The sequence below is a fragment of the Bacillus sp. KICET-1 genome (genome assembly GCF_027721405.1).
GTDB classification, from domain to species: domain Bacteria; phylum Bacillota; class Bacilli; order Bacillales; family Bacillaceae; genus Bacillus; species Bacillus velezensis.
On record NZ_CP113515.1, the window covers coordinates 847402 to 865000 of the forward strand.

The following is a 17599-nucleotide window of genomic DNA, read 5'->3' on the forward strand; positions in this document are numbered from 1 at the left end:
GATGGTGGGCCTGAGTGGACTCGAACCACCGACCTCACGCTTATCAGGCGTGCGCTCTAACCAGCTGAGCTACAGGCCCATCTACCATATGAAAGAATCAAAGTTCCTTCAAAACTAAACAAGACAGGGAACGTTCTGTTTATAAGACCCAAGGTCTTATATTCCGTTAAAATCCTTAGAAAGGAGGTGATCCAGCCGCACCTTCCGATACGGCTACCTTGTTACGACTTCACCCCAATCATCTGTCCCACCTTCGGCGGCTGGCTCCTAAAAGGTTACCTCACCGACTTCGGGTGTTACAAACTCTCGTGGTGTGACGGGCGGTGTGTACAAGGCCCGGGAACGTATTCACCGCGGCATGCTGATCCGCGATTACTAGCGATTCCAGCTTCACGCAGTCGAGTTGCAGACTGCGATCCGAACTGAGAACAGATTTGTGGGATTGGCTTAACCTCGCGGTTTCGCTGCCCTTTGTTCTGCCCATTGTAGCACGTGTGTAGCCCAGGTCATAAGGGGCATGATGATTTGACGTCATCCCCACCTTCCTCCGGTTTGTCACCGGCAGTCACCTTAGAGTGCCCAACTGAATGCTGGCAACTAAGATCAAGGGTTGCGCTCGTTGCGGGACTTAACCCAACATCTCACGACACGAGCTGACGACAACCATGCACCACCTGTCACTCTGCCCCCGAAGGGGACGTCCTATCTCTAGGATTGTCAGAGGATGTCAAGACCTGGTAAGGTTCTTCGCGTTGCTTCGAATTAAACCACATGCTCCACCGCTTGTGCGGGCCCCCGTCAATTCCTTTGAGTTTCAGTCTTGCGACCGTACTCCCCAGGCGGAGTGCTTAATGCGTTAGCTGCAGCACTAAGGGGCGGAAACCCCCTAACACTTAGCACTCATCGTTTACGGCGTGGACTACCAGGGTATCTAATCCTGTTCGCTCCCCACGCTTTCGCTCCTCAGCGTCAGTTACAGACCAGAGAGTCGCCTTCGCCACTGGTGTTCCTCCACATCTCTACGCATTTCACCGCTACACGTGGAATTCCACTCTCCTCTTCTGCACTCAAGTTCCCCAGTTTCCAATGACCCTCCCCGGTTGAGCCGGGGGCTTTCACATCAGACTTAAGAAACCGCCTGCGAGCCCTTTACGCCCAATAATTCCGGACAACGCTTGCCACCTACGTATTACCGCGGCTGCTGGCACGTAGTTAGCCGTGGCTTTCTGGTTAGGTACCGTCAAGGTGCCGCCCTATTTGAACGGCACTTGTTCTTCCCTAACAACAGAGCTTTACGATCCGAAAACCTTCATCACTCACGCGGCGTTGCTCCGTCAGACTTTCGTCCATTGCGGAAGATTCCCTACTGCTGCCTCCCGTAGGAGTCTGGGCCGTGTCTCAGTCCCAGTGTGGCCGATCACCCTCTCAGGTCGGCTACGCATCGTCGCCTTGGTGAGCCGTTACCTCACCAACTAGCTAATGCGCCGCGGGTCCATCTGTAAGTGGTAGCCGAAGCCACCTTTTATGTCTGAACCATGCGGTTCAAACAAACATCCGGTATTAGCCCCGGTTTCCCGGAGTTATCCCAGTCTTACAGGCAGGTTACCCACGTGTTACTCACCCGTCCGCCGCTAACATCAGGGAGCAAGCTCCCATCTGTCCGCTCGACTTGCATGTATTAGGCACGCCGCCAGCGTTCGTCCTGAGCCAGGATCAAACTCTCCGATAAAGTGTTTGACTGACTACGCACATCGCTGTGCGATTTATTTAAAACTTTGAATTAACAGGTACGTTTTGTCTTGTTTAGTTTTCAAAGAACTTTGTTCGTCGCTCTTGAAGCGACTTAATTATCTTAACACATCGGTGTTAGTTCCGTCAACAACTTTTTAAAATTTCTTTTTCAAAAATTCGTTTCGTCATCAGCGACGTATATTAGAATACCACCCTTGATCTAACATGTCAACAATAATCGACAAATTAAATGATGAAGCGTTTAATGACTATCAAAGCCGCGATGCCGGGAATCCCCAGAATCCCGCTGATGCCCGTTGTAATCAGGTTAACAGGGATATGAATACCGAGACTGCCCCCGAACAAGTTCACACCCACCAGCAGAATCGCACCGGCAATAAACTTAATCGCAGTCACACCAATCCATCTTAGCGGTTTTGAAGATACTCCCCATAAAAAAAGCAAAGCAACCAGACCGACAATCAAACCGATAATGAAAAAAGGCTCCATGAATCTTCCCCCTCGCTTGTATAGTACAAGCTTATGAGAAGATCCCGGAGAATAGACCTCTTACTTCCATCTGCTCATTTTCAAATTCCGCTGCTTCGCTTCTTTCAAATAAAAAAAGTACTTAGATTCAGCGACTTTCAGCTCAAACAACACCTCAGCGGAGGGCTCGAGACTTTTCTCGACCAGACTCTTCTGTCTGTTCCATTCTTCTTTTTGTTTAAAGAGCTGTTCTATCAGCTTCTCATCAAACTCTTTTCTTAATGTATTTCTGCGAAGAAAACCCATGCCTTGCCTTTTCCTCCCTTACAATTCACGTCTTCCTTCAAGAGCTTTTGAAAGAGTGACCTCATCAGCATATTCCAAATCACCGCCGACGGGCAGACCGTGGGCAATACGGGAGAGCTTGATGCCTGAGGGCTTTAACAGCCTTGATATATACATCGCTGTTGCTTCCCCTTCAATATTAGGGTTGGTTGCGAGAATAACTTCTGTCACTTGATCATCCTGAAGACGTTTCAGCAGCTCCGGAATCTTAATATCCTCCGGGCCGATGCCGTCCATTGGTGAAATCGCGCCGTGAAGAACATGATACTGGCCGTTATATTCCTTCATTTTCTCCATTGCGATCACATCCTTAGGGTCCTGCACGACACAAATAACAGACTTATCCCTTCTTGTGTCCTCACATATATAACAAGGGTCCTGATCTGTTATATGTCCGCAAATCGAGCAATATGTCAGATTCCGCTTCGCATTGACAAGCGCCTTAGCAAAATCCAATACTGTGTCTTCTTTCATACCTAGAACAAAAAAAGCCAGACGAACCGCTGTTTTCGGTCCGATCCCTGGCAATTTCATAAAGCTGTCAATCAGCTTTGATATTGGTTCAGGATACTGCATGTTTATTTATCCCCCTAGAATAAACCCGGTATGTTCATTCCTTTTGTAAATTGTCCCATTGTCTCATTCGTCATGTCATCCACTTTTTTGAGGGCGTCGTTTGTCGCAGCAAGAACCAGGTCCTGAAGCATTTCGATATCTTCCGGATCAACGACTTCTTCTTTAATGGCAACGTCTACAACTTCTTTTTGGCCGTTGACTTTTACAGTCACCATACCGCCGCCCGCTGTGCCTTCAAGCACTTTTTCAGCAAGCTCCTCCTGAGCCTTCGCCATATCCTTTTGCATTTTTTGCATTTGTTTCATCATTTTTTGCATGTTTCCCATTCCGCCACGCATATTCAATCACTCTCTTTCATCTTATTAGTCTTTTATTTCGATTAAATCCGCTCCGACAAGTTTTTTCGCCTCTGCAATCAGCGGATCTTCTTCAGCCGGTTCGTTTGATCCTTCACTTTCCTGCTGGTGATCATTTAAAAATTCTTCTCTTATTTTACCCCATTGTGCTTCCGGAACGCCAATCAAATCCATTCTTTTCCCGAGCATTGATTCGAGAATCTGTTCAAGATTCGTACGGACTCCGTTATTGTCTTCTGCAACCATTTTACAATGGATTTCGTATTTAAATTTAAGCACAAATGCCTTTTGAGCTGCAGCTACCGGTTCACTGTCATTCAAAAGAGCCGCATGAGACACCTTATTCTGCTGTTTCAGGTGTGCCAGCAGCTTGCCCCAGCTGCTTTTAAGCTGTTCAAGATCAGGTCTTGTGGCTTCCTTCAATATCTCATGAATTCTTCCGACCGGGGCTTTATAATGGCTTTTTCCGCCTTTTTGAGGACGCGGAGCTTCTTTCGGAGCGCTTTCCATCTGAACCTTCACACCGGAGGTTTTCAGCCTTTCTACTTCCTGCTCAAGCTGCTGGATCTTATTCATCAGCATGCCGACCTCAGGGATGTCTCCGGCGGATTGCTGTGCCGTCTGGCATATTTTCACGACAGCCACTTCAAAAAAGATTCTTGGGTGGTTCGTCCACTTCATTTCCTGATGGCTTTTATTCAGGATATCAATCATCTCATATAGAGCGGGGGCCGGTATATCACCGCTCAGATTCCGGAACGTTTCATCGACCTTCACCTTCTCCAGGACTCCTTCTAAACCGGGAGCGGCCTGGTACAAGAGCATATCCCTGAAATAGAAAATCATATCTTCAATCAGTTTGGCCGCATCTTTCCCCTGCTGGAGCAATTCATTCAGTGTTTCCAATGCCTCGGAAACCTGTTTGCGGTGAAGAGCAGATGCCAGTTTTCCAATATAGTGCTGAGAAACGGCTCCGGTAATGAGCAATGCGTCATCCACCGACAGCTCCTCGCCGCTGAATGATACGGCTTGATCGAGCAGGCTCAGCGCGTCCCTCATTCCTCCGTCCGCAGCACTCGCTATGATATCAAGGGCTCCTTCTTCCACCTTCAGCTGCTCTGCATCGACGATTGTCTTCATTCGTCCGACGATTGCTTTGGATGTAATCCGTTTGAAGTCAAAACGCTGACATCTGGAGATAATGGTTAAAGGAATCTTATGAGGCTCAGTCGTAGCTAATATGAAAATGCAATGTGCCGGCGGTTCTTCCAGCGTTTTCAGAAGCGCATTGAATGCGCCGATAGAGAGCATATGCACCTCATCTATAATATATACTTTGTAGGTGACGGCCGACGGGGCGAATTTTACTTTGTCACGGATGTCGCGGATTTCGTCTACGCCGTTATTCGACGCCGCATCTATTTCAATCACATCTGATATAGAGCCGTTTGTGATCCCCTTGCACGCCGCACATTTATTGCACGGTTCTTCTACGGGGGCGTGCTCACAGTTGACTGCTTTCGCAAATATTTTAGCTGCACTGGTTTTTCCCGTTCCCCGCGGCCCAGAAAACAGATATGCATGAGAAAATTTCTTTTGCAAAAGGGCATTTTGCAGCGTTTTCGTAATGTGTTCCTGTCCGACCACATCTTCAAACTGCTGAGGCCTAAATACTCGATATAAAGCTTGGTAACCCACAGGATGCGCCCTCCTCTGTTATTCATCATGTTTATTATACATGAACGTGCTTTTAACGCCAAAACCCGTTTTTCATATACGAAAAAACTCACCTGCCATAAACAGGTGAGTCTGAAATTTGATGATTGATTTACCGTGCACCTTCTGTCGATTCGCTACCCTAAGCGTTACTTAAGCAGTTAGCTCAGCCCAGGCAACCCTGCGGCACATGAGAGGTTTCACTTAATGCTGCTTCCTTCCGGACCTGACATGGTTCATGAATTCCCATTGCGCAGGACCCAGACGTCAACGCCACTTACTTAAGGCAGACCTTACAGTAAACGAACCTCGAGAAGGGATTCGGCCCCGCTAGAGCGGATTGCGGGTACAGGGCACCGCTACCTCCCCGCTTAGCACGGCAAAATAAATATCAAATTTTTATATGCGCACCATTCATGATGCACACATAAGTATATCTGCTTCAGGCAGAAAATGCAACCGTACTACTCAGACAACTTTTTCCTCATGTCTTTCTTTTGCCGGCGCAGCTTTCTGAAAAAAGCGCTGAGCATTTCTCCGCACTCTTCTCCGAGCACTCCGCTCACCACTTCCGCTTGGTGGTTGAACCGCTCTTCCTGCAAGAGGTTCATCAGCGTTCCTGTACAGCCCCCCTTGGGATCAAATGCGCCGAATACGACCTTATCGACTCTCGAAAGCACGACGGCTCCCGCGCACATCGGACACGGCTCCAAAGTGACATAAAGAACGGCATCCTCAAGTCTCCATGTCCCCAGCTTACGGCACGCTTCGTCTATCGCCAGCATTTCGGCGTGGGCAAGCGACCTCTGTTCAGTCTCCCGCAGATTATGCGCCCGCGCCACGATCTCATCGTGCAGAACAAGAACTGCTCCGATCGGCACTTCACCTTTCGCTTCGGCTTTCTTCGCTTCTTTTATGGCTTCTCTCATATAATATTCATCATTCATAGGTTCAAGCTCTCTTCTTAAGTTTTTTCATGTCTCATAAAGGTTAAAATAGGAATACCCCAGCAGAAAGGAGTTGCCGGTATTGTCTGAACCTAACAACACAGCCCTTCTGATTGTCGATATGATTAACAATTTTCAATTTGATATGGGCGAACGACTTGCTGAAAAAACCAAACAAATTGTCCCCCGTATTTTATCATTAAAGAAGCATGCAAAACAAAGCAACTGGCCGATTATTTATATTAATGATCATTACGGACTCTGGAAGGCTGATATTGATGCCATCAGGGAGGAATGCAGCAACGACAGAAGCGCCCCCATTATAAAAGATATTTCGCCTCAGCCGGATGATTATTTTCTCATTAAACCGAAGCATTCCGCTTTTTACGAAACGGCGCTTCACACCCTTCTGACCGAATTACAAGTGAACCGATTAATTATCACGGGGATTGCCGGGAACATTTGTGTGCTGTTCACGGCCAACGACGCCTATATGAGAGAATACAGCATTACCATTCCGAAAGACTGCACCGCTTCCAATAACGACGAAGACAATGATTTCGCTTTGACCATGATGGAGAATGTTCTCTTCGCAGAAATAACCACGGAAAAACAAATTACCGCCGAAAAATAAACATGATCAGCCTCCTTTTTTCATACATTTAATAGCGGATATGAAAGGAGGCGTTTTTCATTCAGATCTATATAGTGAAACGGGGCGACACGCTTTCCGCTATTGCGGCGCGCTACCGGACAGCCGCAAATGTCATTGCGGAAGCAAATAAACTGCCTAATCCAAATACATTGGTTGTCGGACAAACCCTTGTCATCCCGATTGAGGGTCAATATTACGAAGTGAAACAAGGTGATACTCTCGCGTCAATCGCCAGCCGTTTTCATATATCGGCCGCGGAGCTTGCGAAGGTGAACGGAATTCAGCCCGGCACCACATTGAGAGTCGGAACCCGCCTTTACATTCCGCAGCAGGCGAATAAGCCCGATATCGAATCAAACGCATATATAGAACCGCGGGGAACGAGCGTAAGCGCTAATCTGCAGCAGGCGGCAAGGGAGGCCTCTCCTTATTTAACATACCTCGGTGCATTCAGTTTTCAAGTGCAGCGGAACGGGACTTTAAAGGAACCGCCTCTGACCAATTTAAAAAGCATCAGTGACAGGCACAACACCGCACTGATGATGATCATCACCAACCTTGAAAATGACGCATTCAGCGATGAACTCGGGCGGCTCATCTTGAATGACAATACAGTGAAAACAAAACTTTTTCAGGAAATCGTCTCCACGGCTAAAAAGCACGGCTTTCGCGATATTCACTTTGATTTCGAATATTTACGTCCACAGGACAGAGAAGCCTACAATCGTTTTTTACGTGAAGCGAGAACGATTTTTCATCGGGAAGGCTGGAAGATTTCAACGGCGCTTGCTCCGAAAACGAGCGCGACTCAGGCCGGCAAATGGTACGAAGCACATGACTATAGGGCACATGGAGAAATCGTCGATTTTGTCGTGATCATGACATATGAGTGGGGATACAGCGGAGGCCCGGCTCAGGCCGTATCACCTATCGGCCCTGTAAGAAATGTCATTGAGTACGCACTGACGGAAATGCCTTCTTCAAAAATCGTCATGGGCCAGAATATGTACGGCTACGATTGGACACTGCCTTTCAAACAGGGAACGACAGCGAAAGCCGTCAGTCCTCAGCAGGCAATCGCTCTGGCAGCACGCCATAAAGTTGACATTCAATATGACGAAACCGCCCAGGCTCCATTCTTTCGTTACACGGATGAAAATCAGAGACGGCATGAAGTATGGTTTGAAGACGCACGATCCATTCAAGCAAAATTCAATTTAATTAAAGAACTGCATTTAAGAGGGATCAGCTATTGGAAACTCGGCCTTTCTTTCCCGCAAAACTGGCTTTTGCTCAACGATCAATTTCATATTGTAAAAGAGACGTTTCGTTAATTGGAAGCGTCTTTTTTCATGGGCTTTTCTGAGAGTGTGATACAATATATAGGCCGGCAGCTGACGGATGTTTGCAGAATTAAGGAGGATTTTCAATGAACAGAGCCCCTTTTATCGCGGTAGAAGGTCCTATCGGGGCAGGAAAAACGACACTCGCTACGATGCTTTCTGAAGAGCTCGGTTTTCCTATGATTAATGAGATTGTGGAAGACAATCCTTATCTCGATAAGTTTTATGACAATATCGAGGAGTGGAGTTTCCAGCTTGAAATGTTTTTTCTATGTCACAGGTATAAACAGCTTGAAGACACCGATCGAGATTATTTAAAACAAGGACAGCCCGTTTTGTCCGATTATCATATTTATAAAAATGTTATTTTCGCAGAGCGTACATTGCACGGCCAAAAGCTTGAGAAATATAAGCGGATTTATCATCTGCTCACTCACGACCTGCCGAAACCGAATGTTATTGTATACATAAAGGCAAGCCTGCCGACATTGCTTCAACGCATTGAAAAACGCGGGCGCCCGTTTGAGAAAAATATCGAACATCAATATCTGGAACGTCTCATTGCAGATTACGACACAGCCATCAGACAGCTTCAGGAAGAAGATCCGGATATATCTGTACTGACCATTGACGGTGATACTGAAGACTTTGTTTTGAATAAGACAGACTATGAAAGAATTGCCCGTCAGGTAAAGGAGCTTATTAAATGAAAGACATTCATATTCCAAACAACGCCATTATCACAGTAGCGGGAACGGTAGGAGTCGGAAAATCGACTTTGACCAAAGCTTTAGCAAAACGGCTCGGGTTTCATACCTCACTCGAAGAAGTGGATGAAAATCCTTATTTAGAGAAGTTTTATCACGATTTTGAACGCTGGAGCTTCCATTTGCAAATTTATTTTCTGGCTGAGCGGTTCAAAGAGCAGAAAAATATGTTTGAATCAGGCGGCGGATTCGTGCAGGACCGTTCGATTTATGAAGATACAGGCATATTCGCAAAAATGCATGCCGATAAAGGAACCATGTCGCTGACAGATTACACAACATACACAAGCCTATTTGAGGCGATGGTCATGACGCCGTACTTCCCGCATCCTGATGTTTTGATCTATTTAGAAGGCGACCTTGAAAACATTATAAACCGGATTGAAAAGCGGGGCCGCGAGATGGAGCTGCAGACAAACCGCTCCTATTGGGAAGAGATGTATACACGGTACGAAGACTGGATCAGCGGTTTTAACGCCTGCCCTGTGCTGAAAGTACGCATTGAAGATTATGACCTTGAAGCTGATGAACAGTCACTGGAACCTTTGATCGAAAAAATCAGTCACGTGATCAACGAAAACAGAAACAAATAAAAATAGCAAAGCGATTTTCCCCGAACAGAGAAAATCGCTTTTTTTGCATATAAAAAATCCGCTGCATCACATGCAGCGGACAAAACAATCTCCAATATATGCTCGAGTTTCATTAGGTTTAAAATCAATATGGCGGAGGAAGAGGGATTCGAACCCCCGCGGGCTTTGACACCCCTGTCGGTTTTCAAGACCGATCCCTTCAGCCAGACTTGGGTATTCCTCCGTATCGACATTTAATAATATACCACATGACCTAAATTTCAGTCAAGCGCTTTTTCATATTTTTTATTTCATTTCTTAAACGGCTTGTCCGTCAGCTTTACTATCATACAAAAGTCTTGCGTCCAATTCAACCTCAGTATGCCATACGGGCAGGAAAACACAGTAAAAATCAAGAATAGCTTCAAACAGATAACCTGCTCATAAAGGTGGAGAACATAATGAAAATCATCATTGCACCCGATTCTTTCAAAGAAAGCATGACATCGAAAGAAGCCGCTGACAGCATAGAAATAGGATTCAAAGCGGTCTTCCCTGACGCGGAATATATCAAGATACCCGCGGCCGACGGCGGAGAAGGAACCGTTCAGGCTTTGACGGATGCCACTGGCGGAAGCATCATCAAAAAAACTGTGACCGGTCCGCTGGGAACGCCGGTAAACGCCGCATATGGACTTCTGGGAGACGGACGCACGGCAGTCATTGAAATGGCGGAAGCATCGGGACTTCACCTCGTTCCCCGCCATCTCAGAGATCCGTTGAACACAACGACAAGAGGAACGGGTGAACTGATAGCAGATGCAGCTTCCCGCGGGGCGGGTGAGATCATCATCGGGCTTGGCGGGAGCGCAACCAATGACGGCGGAACAGGAATGGCGAGCGCGCTCGGTGTGCGTTTCTTAAATAAGGAAGGTCAGGAGATACCTGACGGCGGAGGCGCTCTGCACACCTTAGCTTCTATTGATATAGGCGGTCTCTCTCCTGATCTGAAACATATCCGTATCCGTGCCGCATGTGATGTCGAAAATCCCCTGACCGGTGAAAACGGCGCGTCATATGTCTTCGGCCCGCAAAAAGGGGCGTCCGAGAAGACTAAAGTTGTATTGGATCGCAACTTACGCCATTTCGCTGAGGTATTGAGACGTCAGCACGATATCGAAGCGGATACCGTAAAAGGCGCGGGTGCCGCAGGGGGACTGGGCGCCGGACTGATTGCTTTCTTACAGGCAGAACTTCAAAGCGGGATTGATGTTGTATTAGATACACTGTCCTTCTCAGATCAGATAAGAGGCGCTGACCTTGTCATTACCGGAGAGGGGCAGATAGACGGACAAACGATATTCGGCAAAACCCCCGTCGGGATCGCCGCACGCGCATCTGCTCAAGAAATTCCCGTTATCGCATTGGCAGGCTCCTTAGGCAAAAATTTCGAGCATGTTTACAGCGCAGGAATAACAGCTGTATTTTCTATCGTGCCGGGTGCTGTAAGTCTTGAAGACGCCTTAGCATCCGGCCGTTTTAACCTTGAAAGCACAGCCCGGAATGCCGCCGCTCTATACCGGGCAGCAAAAAAGGCGCGCCTCTAGGGCGCACCTTTTACGGTTTGATGACTTCTTTATTTCCCAGATAAGGACGAAGCACTTTCGGAATAATGACACTTCCGTCCTCTTGCTGATAGTTTTCTAAGATGGCAGCTACTGTTCTGCCGACTGCAAGACCTGAACCGTTTAATGTATGCACATGCTCCGGCTTGCCTTTCGCTTCGCGTCTGAATCGAATGTTTGCGCGTCTCGCCTGGAAGGCCTCAAAGTTACTGCAAGAAGAAATTTCACGGTATGTGTCTTGGCTTGGAATCCATACCTCAATATCGTACTTTTTCGCGGCTGTAAAGCCGAGATCACCGGTACACATGCTCATGACACGATACGGCAGTTCGAGCAGCTGAAGCACCCGCTCGGCTTGATTTGTCAGTTTTTCAAGCTCCTCATAAGAATCTTCAGGCTTCACGAATTTCACAAGCTCAACCTTGTTGAACTGATGCTGGCGGATCAAACCGCGTGTATCACGGCCGGCAGATCCCGCTTCTGAACGGAAGCAAGCGCTGAATGCGGCATAATTGATCGGCAGGTTCTCACCGGATAAGATTTCATCGCGGTGCATATTTGTAATCGGCACTTCCGCCGTCGGAATTAAGAAATAATCCTCTTCTCTGATTTTAAAAGCATCCTCTTCAAATTTAGGAAGCTGTCCCGTACCTGTCATGCTCGTACGGTTTACCATATAAGGAGGAATGACTTCCGTGTAATCATATTCATCAACGTGAAGATCCAGCATAAAGTTGTAGAGCGCGCGTTCGAGGCGGGCGCCTAATCCTTTATAAAACACAAACCGGCTGCCTGTTACTTTTGAAGCGCGTTCAAAATCAAGAATGTTTAAATGGTCTGCGATATCCCAATGCGGTTTCGGCTCATATGAAAATGCCGGCGCCTCTCCCCACTTGCGAATTTCAATGTTATCATCTTCCGTTTCCCCGACGGGCACTGAATCGTGCGGGATGTTCGGAATAGACAGAAGGATGGTTTCGAGCGTCGTTTCGACAGTACGAAGCTCTTCATCAAGCTTCTTAATTTCTTCGCCCACTTCACGCATCTCTTTAATAATATGATCAGCGTCTTTTTTCTCCCGTTTCAAAACGGCGACCTGCTGAGACACTTCATTGCGTTTTCCCTTCAGTTCTTCTACTTTACCGATAAGCTCTCTTCTCTTTTCGTCCAGCTCTTCAAACTTATCAAAGTCAGATAAGTCTTCGCCTTTTGGAATGAGCTTCGCTTTTACCTCTTGAAAATTGGCTCTCAGCACCTTCGTATCAATCATGCCTAACAACTCCTATCTGTTTTTATCGAAAATAAAAAAGAGCCCTCATCCCCTAAAAGGGACGAGAGCTCTCGCGTTGCCACCCTGATTGAAAACAAGCTCACACTTGCTTCCCGCTTTAACACATAACGGTTTTCCCGTAAATGCCTACTTGTTTTCAGCATTTCGCTCAAGGACGGATTCGGACAGCATCTTTCACCGATTCGCACCACCCATCGGCTCTCTTTGAAAGAGAGGCTCCCTACTGCTTCCTGTCAACGCTTTTCGATCTTTATTTGTGTTTATAATGTACTATAAGTATCAGCGGTTTTCAACTGTTTTATACAGCTGTTTCCTGCTTATGCTTTTCCGCCATCTTCACAAACAGCTCTGTCACCCGGTGATCATCCGTCAGTTCAGGATGGAACGAACAGCCGAGGAAATTCCCCTGCTTTGCAGCCACGATGCGTCCGTTATGTTCACAAAGCACTTCAACATCTTCTCCGGCTTCTAAAATATGCGGTGCGCGAATAAATACACCCGTAAACGGCTCATCAAGGCCTTTAATCGTCAGATCAGCTTCAAAGCTGTCGACCTGACGGCCAAAGGAATTACGCTCGACAACAACGTTCAACAGCCCTAAATGAGCGTTATCCGTTCCCGCTATCTCTTTGGCTAAGATAATCAGACCGGCGCATGTGCCGAACATCGGCTTGCCTTGGGCGGCAAACTCGCGAAGCGGCTCCATAAAATGATACGTATCCATTAAACGCCGCATTGTCGTGCTTTCCCCGCCCGGCAGGATTAAGCCGTCGATGTCATTCAGCTGTTCAGGACGCTTAATGACGACACCTTTTGAACCACATGCTTCAATTGAACGAATATGTTCTCTTACTGCTCCTTGAAGTCCAAGTACACCAATTGTTAACATGCTTCCAGCTCTCCTATGGTTTTACCAGCCGCGTTCTTGCATACGCTGTTCCGGCAATAGATTTGAGATTTCGATTCCTTTCATTGCTGTGCCTAATTCTTTAGAAAGCTCAGCGATCAGTTTGTAGTCTGTGTAATGAGTCGTTGCTTCAACAATTGCTTTGGCGAATTTAGCAGGGTTGTCTGATTTGAAAATACCTGAACCGACAAATACGCCGTCAGCGCCAAGCTGCATCATCAATGCCGCGTCAGCAGGCGTCGCTACTCCGCCGGCAGCAAAGTTCACTACAGGCAGTTTGCCGTCACGTTTGATTTGAAGAAGCAGTTCATAAGGAGCGCCGAGGTTTTTAGCTTCAGTCATCAGCTCATCATCGCTCATCGCAGCAACTTTGCGCACTTGCGCGTTTACTTTTCTCATATGGCGGACAGCTTCCACAATGTTTCCTGTTCCCGGTTCGCCTTTTGTACGAAGCATGGAAGCTCCTTCGGCGATACGGCGAGTTGCTTCGCCGAGATCACGGCAGCCGCATACGAACGGGACTGTATATTCATTTTTATTTAAATGAAATTCTTCGTCAGCCGGAGTCAGAACTTCACTTTCATCGATGTAATCTACCCCCATTGCTTCAAGGACACGCGCTTCAACGATATGTCCGATACGCGCTTTTGCCATTACGGGAATGGATACAGCATTCATTACTTCTTCAACGATTGTCGGATCAGCCATGCGGGCAACACCGCCGGCAGCGCGAATATCAGCCGGAACGCGTTCTAACGCCATTACAGCAACAGCTCCCGCCTCTTCCGCAATCTTCGCTTGTTCAGCATTTACAACGTCCATGATGACGCCGCCTTTTTGCATTTCCGCCATGCCGCGTTTTACACGATCAGTACCTGTTTGAGCCATTATTTGGTCCCCCTAGTCAATGTATAGTTAGATAATTTCCATCTCTTATTGTATCCCAGAAATACAATATTTCATATGGGTATTCTTATTTTACAGCGAGATGAATAAGATAGATATCATTTTTTTACTAATAATTTGGTTTTTTCAGTATATTAAGCAAAAGAGCCCTAACTTTCATCAGAGCTCTTTCTTATTTCTTAAAACCAGCCTGTTACCGTGTCAACGGCGCTGTTCCAGATACCGGAGAAGAATCCGCCGATGCCGCGCATCATCTGAACAAACCAGTTTACTTTATCTACATCATTTTTCGTTACAAGATTCACGCTGAACTCTTTGGATTTGAGGAAGCCATAGTCTTTGTCACTGCCTTTGTATGTAACTGTCAGCGTTCCGACTTTCGTTCCCTTTTTCACAGGAGCCGTGATTTCTTTTTTATCTAAAGTCACTTCGGCTTTATAATTCTTTTCATCCCCGCTTTTCACAGGAATAGAAAGCGCCTTGTCAGTAACAATATCGACTTGCTTGTCTTTCCCTTTTTCAACGTCAATCGTTTTGTGCCCTTTTACTTGAGAGCCTTCAGGGTAAAGATCTTTCATTGAAAAATTGCTGTTAAATGCGTAATCGAGCATTTTTTTCGTTTCATCAAAACGTCCGGTATGCAGGTTGCCTTTTGCGTTTAATACAACGGTGATGACCCGCATTCCGTTCCGCTGTGCTGTGCTTGTAAAACAAGATCCCGCAGAATCAGTAGAACCCGTTTTTAAGCCGTCAACGCCAGGGTATTCAGAAACAAGACCTTTTAACATGAAGTTCCAGTTCGGCATGTCCATTTCATCATCAGTGCCGGCTCTGAATTTCGTCTTAGCAATGCTTGTTGTTTTGAGAACTTCCGGATAATCAGTGATCAGGCGGTCTGCAAGAAGCGCCATGTCTTTAGCAGAAACTTCACTTTCTTCTTTAACGCCTTCTCCTTGCGGCTGTTTGCCGTGAAGATCTTCATTCACAAGCCCTGTGGCATTTTTAAAATCATAGTTTGTCATGCCTAATTCTTTGGCTTTCGCATTCATTTCAGCGACAAATTTTGTTTCAGTTCCGGCAAGAATTTCGGCAACTGCAATCGCGGCTCCGTTGGCAGAGTAAATCGCCATAGCCTGATACAGTTCTTTAACCGTGTATTTGCCGTCTTTTCGAAGGGGGACGTTTGATAAACTGTTGTCTTGAGAAATTTCATAGACATAATCATCAGGAGTATACGTTTGATCCCATTTCACTTTTCCTTCTTTAATGGCTTCCAGAAGCAGATATTCAGTCATCATTTTTGTCATGCTGGCAATCGGCAGTCTTTTGTCTGCATTTTTACTGTATAAAATTTTTCCCGATGAAGCCTCAATCATTATCGCAGCTGATGCGTTGACATCAATCGGGTCATTGCCGGCTGCCTCCGCTTTAGACATCGGAACAAAGCAAGTTGCGGCCAGTGCCAGTACCACTAATGACACCAACAGCTGTTTCCATTTCGTGATGTTCAATCTTACGACCTCCGTCATTCATTTTAAATCTATAATTAAGCCGTTAAGGACATATTCAAATTCAAAACACAACAGTATAAATTTTATCACACTCGATATAAAAAAAATAGACAGAGTCAGCGACCCTGTCAAATGTTTTTTATTTGTAACAATTATGAGATTGTGTAGTTTGGTGATTCTTTCGTAATTTGGACATCATGCGGATGACTTTCGCGAAGACCGGCACCTGTCATACGGATGAATTGAGCCTCTTCTCTTAAAGCACGCAAGTCTTTTGAACCGCAATATCCCATACCTGAACGAAGACCGCCGACAAGCTGATACACTGTTTCTTCTACAGGACCTTTGTACGGAGTCCGTCCTTCGATACCTTCAGGGACGAATTTCTTATTTTCTTCTTGGAAATATCGGTCTTTACTGCCTTTTTCCATGGCAGCGACAGAACCCATACCGCGATACACTTTAAATCTTCTGCCTTGATAGATTTCAGTCTCTCCCGGGCTTTCTGAAGTACCGGCAAGCAGGCTTCCGAGCATTACGGCATGTCCGCCTGAAGCCAACGCTTTCGTAATATCTCCTGAGAATTTAATACCGCCGTCTGCGATAATTGTCGCGCCGTGTTTTCTCGCTTCAGTGGCACAATCATAAATGGCAGTGATCTGCGGTACGCCTACACCTGCAACGACGCGTGTCGTACAGATAGAACCAGGCCCGATTCCCACTTTGACAATATTTGCTCCGGCTTCAATCAGAGCTTTTGTCGCTTCAGCCGTTGCAACATTTCCTGCGATAATGTTCAGTTCAGGATATGTTTCACGGATTTTCGCAACTGTGTTCAGTACGCCTCTGGAATGTCCGTGAGCCGTATCAACCACGATAACGTCGACATTCGCTTCAACAAGCTTGCTGACGCGTGTCATTGTATCGCCTGTCACGCCTACCGCAGCGCCGACAATAAGGCGTCCGTGTTCATCTTTAGATGAATTCGGGAATTCGATAACCTTTTCAATATCTTTGATCGTGATAAGACCTTTTAATTTGTTTTGGTCATCCACTAACGGAAGTTTTTCAATTTTATGTTTCTGTAAGATTTTTTCTGCTTCGTCTAATGTGGTTCCCACAGGAGCCGTAACCAGCTCTTCTTTTGTCATGACATCACTGATTTTCATTGAATAATCAGAGATAAAGCGAAGATCACGGTTTGTAATGATACCGACAAGCTTTTGATCGTCTTTATTATCTACAATCGGAACACCGGAAATTCTGTATTTACCCATCAAATGCTCCGCATCGAATACTTGATGATCAGGTGTTAAAAAGAAGGGATTTGTAATAACGCCCCGTTCAGAACGTTTGACTTTGTCAACATGTTCAGCCTGCTGTTCGATGGACATGTTTTTATGGATAATGCCCAAGCCGCCCTGTCTGGCCATCGCAATCGCCATAGCTGATTCTGTTACTGTATCCATTCCCGCACTGATGACAGGAATATTAAGCTTTAACGTCTTTGTCAGTTCAACAGATAAATCCACATCACGCGGAAGTACGTCTGATTGAGCCGGTACGAGCAGTACATCATCGAACGTTAAGCCTTCTTTTGAAAATTTACTTTCCCACATTAGTAAATCCCCCTCTTTTCGGCAAAATATTATATGTAGATTATCAACTAGAAAACAGCATGTCAAGGAAGCGAAAAAGAGTTGAAATATTTAGATAAAGGAAAGGGTTTAAAAATACGTATGAGAGATCATGAGTGGAAAGAGTTATCATTATTTTATTCCGTAGAATCTTCCCAGAAATTTCTAAATAAAGTCTATACAGAAAGCGGCATGGAAGAACCAAAACGATATGCGTTTAAGAAC

Annotated in this window: 17 protein-coding genes, 2 tRNA genes, 1 rRNA gene, 1 other RNA gene and 1 other annotated feature (1 of these 22 cut by a window edge); of the genes, 6 read left to right on the top strand and 15 right to left on the bottom strand. The window is 46.2% G+C overall.

The window, feature by feature from the left end:
• Window positions 1-2: 2 nt before the first annotated feature.
• The 9 genes from OVA33_RS04345 to tadA form a co-directional block, all read right to left on the bottom strand.
• Window positions 3-79 (bottom strand) — tRNA-Ile (locus OVA33_RS04345).
• A gap of 100 nt (window positions 80-179) precedes the next feature.
• Window positions 180-1729, bottom strand: a 16S ribosomal RNA gene (locus OVA33_RS04350).
• Between the two features lie 248 nt (window positions 1730-1977).
• Window positions 1978-2241 carry a pro-sigmaK processing inhibitor BofA family protein gene (locus tag OVA33_RS04355; protein ID WP_003150686.1) on the bottom strand — a complete coding sequence of 88 codons (264 nt, stop codon included), beginning with the start codon at window positions 2239-2241 and terminating at the stop codon, window positions 1978-1980.
• 60 nt (window positions 2242-2301) lie between these two features.
• Complete coding sequence (locus OVA33_RS04360) at window positions 2302-2526, bottom strand: YaaL family protein (protein WP_007408755.1); 225 nt, start codon at window positions 2524-2526, stop codon at window positions 2302-2304.
• Between the two features lie 18 nt (window positions 2527-2544).
• Complete coding sequence (gene recR, locus OVA33_RS04365) at window positions 2545-3141, bottom strand: recombination protein RecR (protein WP_003150697.1); 597 nt, start codon at window positions 3139-3141, stop codon at window positions 2545-2547.
• A 14-nt stretch (window positions 3142-3155) separates the two neighbouring features.
• Window positions 3156-3479 (bottom strand): YbaB/EbfC family nucleoid-associated protein, encoded by a 324-nt coding sequence (locus OVA33_RS04370; RefSeq protein WP_003150700.1) that lies wholly within the window; start codon window positions 3477-3479, stop codon window positions 3156-3158.
• A 24-nt stretch (window positions 3480-3503) separates the two neighbouring features.
• A complete protein-coding gene (gene dnaX / locus OVA33_RS04375) occupies window positions 3504-5195 on the bottom strand; it encodes a DNA polymerase III subunit gamma/tau (protein ID WP_063636943.1) in 1692 nt (563 codons plus the stop codon).
• Window positions 5196-5328: 133 nt separating this feature from the next.
• Window positions 5329-5593, bottom strand: an RNA gene (ffs, locus tag OVA33_RS04380) — signal recognition particle sRNA large type.
• An 84-nt stretch (window positions 5594-5677) separates the two neighbouring features.
• Window positions 5678-6160 (bottom strand): tRNA adenosine(34) deaminase TadA, encoded by a 483-nt coding sequence (gene tadA / locus OVA33_RS04385; RefSeq protein WP_007615141.1) that lies wholly within the window; start codon window positions 6158-6160, stop codon window positions 5678-5680.
• An 82-nt stretch (window positions 6161-6242) separates the two neighbouring features.
• Here tadA and OVA33_RS04390 point away from each other — a divergent pair, with 82 nt between their 5' ends.
• From OVA33_RS04390 to dck, 4 genes are all read left to right on the top strand, one after another.
• The gene (locus OVA33_RS04390) at window positions 6243-6794 is read left to right on the top strand and encodes a cysteine hydrolase family protein (RefSeq protein ID WP_014416712.1); all 552 of its coding nucleotides are present in this window, start codon (window positions 6243-6245) and stop codon (window positions 6792-6794) included.
• Window positions 6795-6865: 71 nt separating this feature from the next.
• Window positions 6866-8149 (top strand): glycoside hydrolase family 18 protein, encoded by a 1284-nt coding sequence (locus OVA33_RS04395; protein WP_117363975.1) that lies wholly within the window; start codon window positions 6866-6868, stop codon window positions 8147-8149.
• 95 nt (window positions 8150-8244) lie between these two features.
• Window positions 8245-8868 (top strand): deoxyguanosine kinase, encoded by a 624-nt coding sequence (gene dgk / locus OVA33_RS04400; protein WP_063636947.1) that lies wholly within the window; start codon window positions 8245-8247, stop codon window positions 8866-8868.
• A complete protein-coding gene (dck, locus tag OVA33_RS04405) occupies window positions 8865-9518 on the top strand; it encodes a deoxyadenosine/deoxycytidine kinase (protein ID WP_007615132.1) in 654 nt (217 codons plus the stop codon). Before dgk ends, dck begins: the two co-directional genes overlap by 4 nt.
• 130 nt (window positions 9519-9648) lie before the next feature.
• Here the strand turns inward: dck and OVA33_RS04410 are convergent.
• Window positions 9649-9741: transfer RNA gene (locus tag OVA33_RS04410), tRNA-Ser, on the bottom strand.
• A gap of 217 nt (window positions 9742-9958) precedes the next feature.
• Between OVA33_RS04410 and OVA33_RS04415 the strand changes: the two genes are divergently transcribed.
• Entirely contained in the window at window positions 9959-11104 is a 1146-nt protein-coding gene (locus OVA33_RS04415; protein WP_063636948.1) for a glycerate kinase, read from the top strand.
• A gap of 10 nt (window positions 11105-11114) precedes the next feature.
• Here the strand turns inward: OVA33_RS04415 and serS are convergent, their stop codons facing one another.
• The 5 genes from serS to guaB form a co-directional block, all read right to left on the bottom strand.
• Window positions 11115-12392 (bottom strand): serine--tRNA ligase, encoded by a 1278-nt coding sequence (gene serS, locus OVA33_RS04420; RefSeq protein WP_021494551.1) that lies wholly within the window; start codon window positions 12390-12392, stop codon window positions 11115-11117.
• A gap of 54 nt (window positions 12393-12446) precedes the next feature.
• Window positions 12447-12659 (bottom strand) — a binding site (T-box leader).
• A gap of 52 nt (window positions 12660-12711) precedes the next feature.
• Window positions 12712-13302, bottom strand: coding sequence for a pyridoxal 5'-phosphate synthase glutaminase subunit PdxT (gene pdxT / locus OVA33_RS04425; protein ID WP_007615126.1), 591 nt, complete (start codon window positions 13300-13302; stop codon window positions 12712-12714).
• A 21-nt stretch (window positions 13303-13323) separates the two neighbouring features.
• Complete coding sequence (pdxS, locus tag OVA33_RS04430) at window positions 13324-14208, bottom strand: pyridoxal 5'-phosphate synthase lyase subunit PdxS (RefSeq protein WP_016937306.1); 885 nt, start codon at window positions 14206-14208, stop codon at window positions 13324-13326.
• A gap of 197 nt (window positions 14209-14405) precedes the next feature.
• Window positions 14406-15737 (bottom strand): D-alanyl-D-alanine carboxypeptidase, encoded by a 1332-nt coding sequence (gene dacA / locus OVA33_RS04435; RefSeq protein ID WP_017419503.1) that lies wholly within the window; start codon window positions 15735-15737, stop codon window positions 14406-14408.
• A gap of 152 nt (window positions 15738-15889) precedes the next feature.
• Window positions 15890-17356: an IMP dehydrogenase gene (guaB, locus tag OVA33_RS04440; RefSeq protein WP_003150717.1), complete on the bottom strand. Its 1467-nt coding sequence runs from the start codon at window positions 17354-17356 to the stop codon at window positions 15890-15892.
• 120 nt (window positions 17357-17476) lie between these two features.
• On the opposite strand from guaB, the gene OVA33_RS04445 reads away from it, so the two are divergent.
• Window positions 17477-17599: the 5' end (the start) of a YaaC family protein gene (locus tag OVA33_RS04445; protein ID WP_025650403.1), read on the top strand. Its footprint extends 828 nt past the window's final position; the window shows 123 of its 951 coding nt (coding positions 1-123); it begins with the start codon at window positions 17477-17479; its stop codon lies off the right edge, out of view.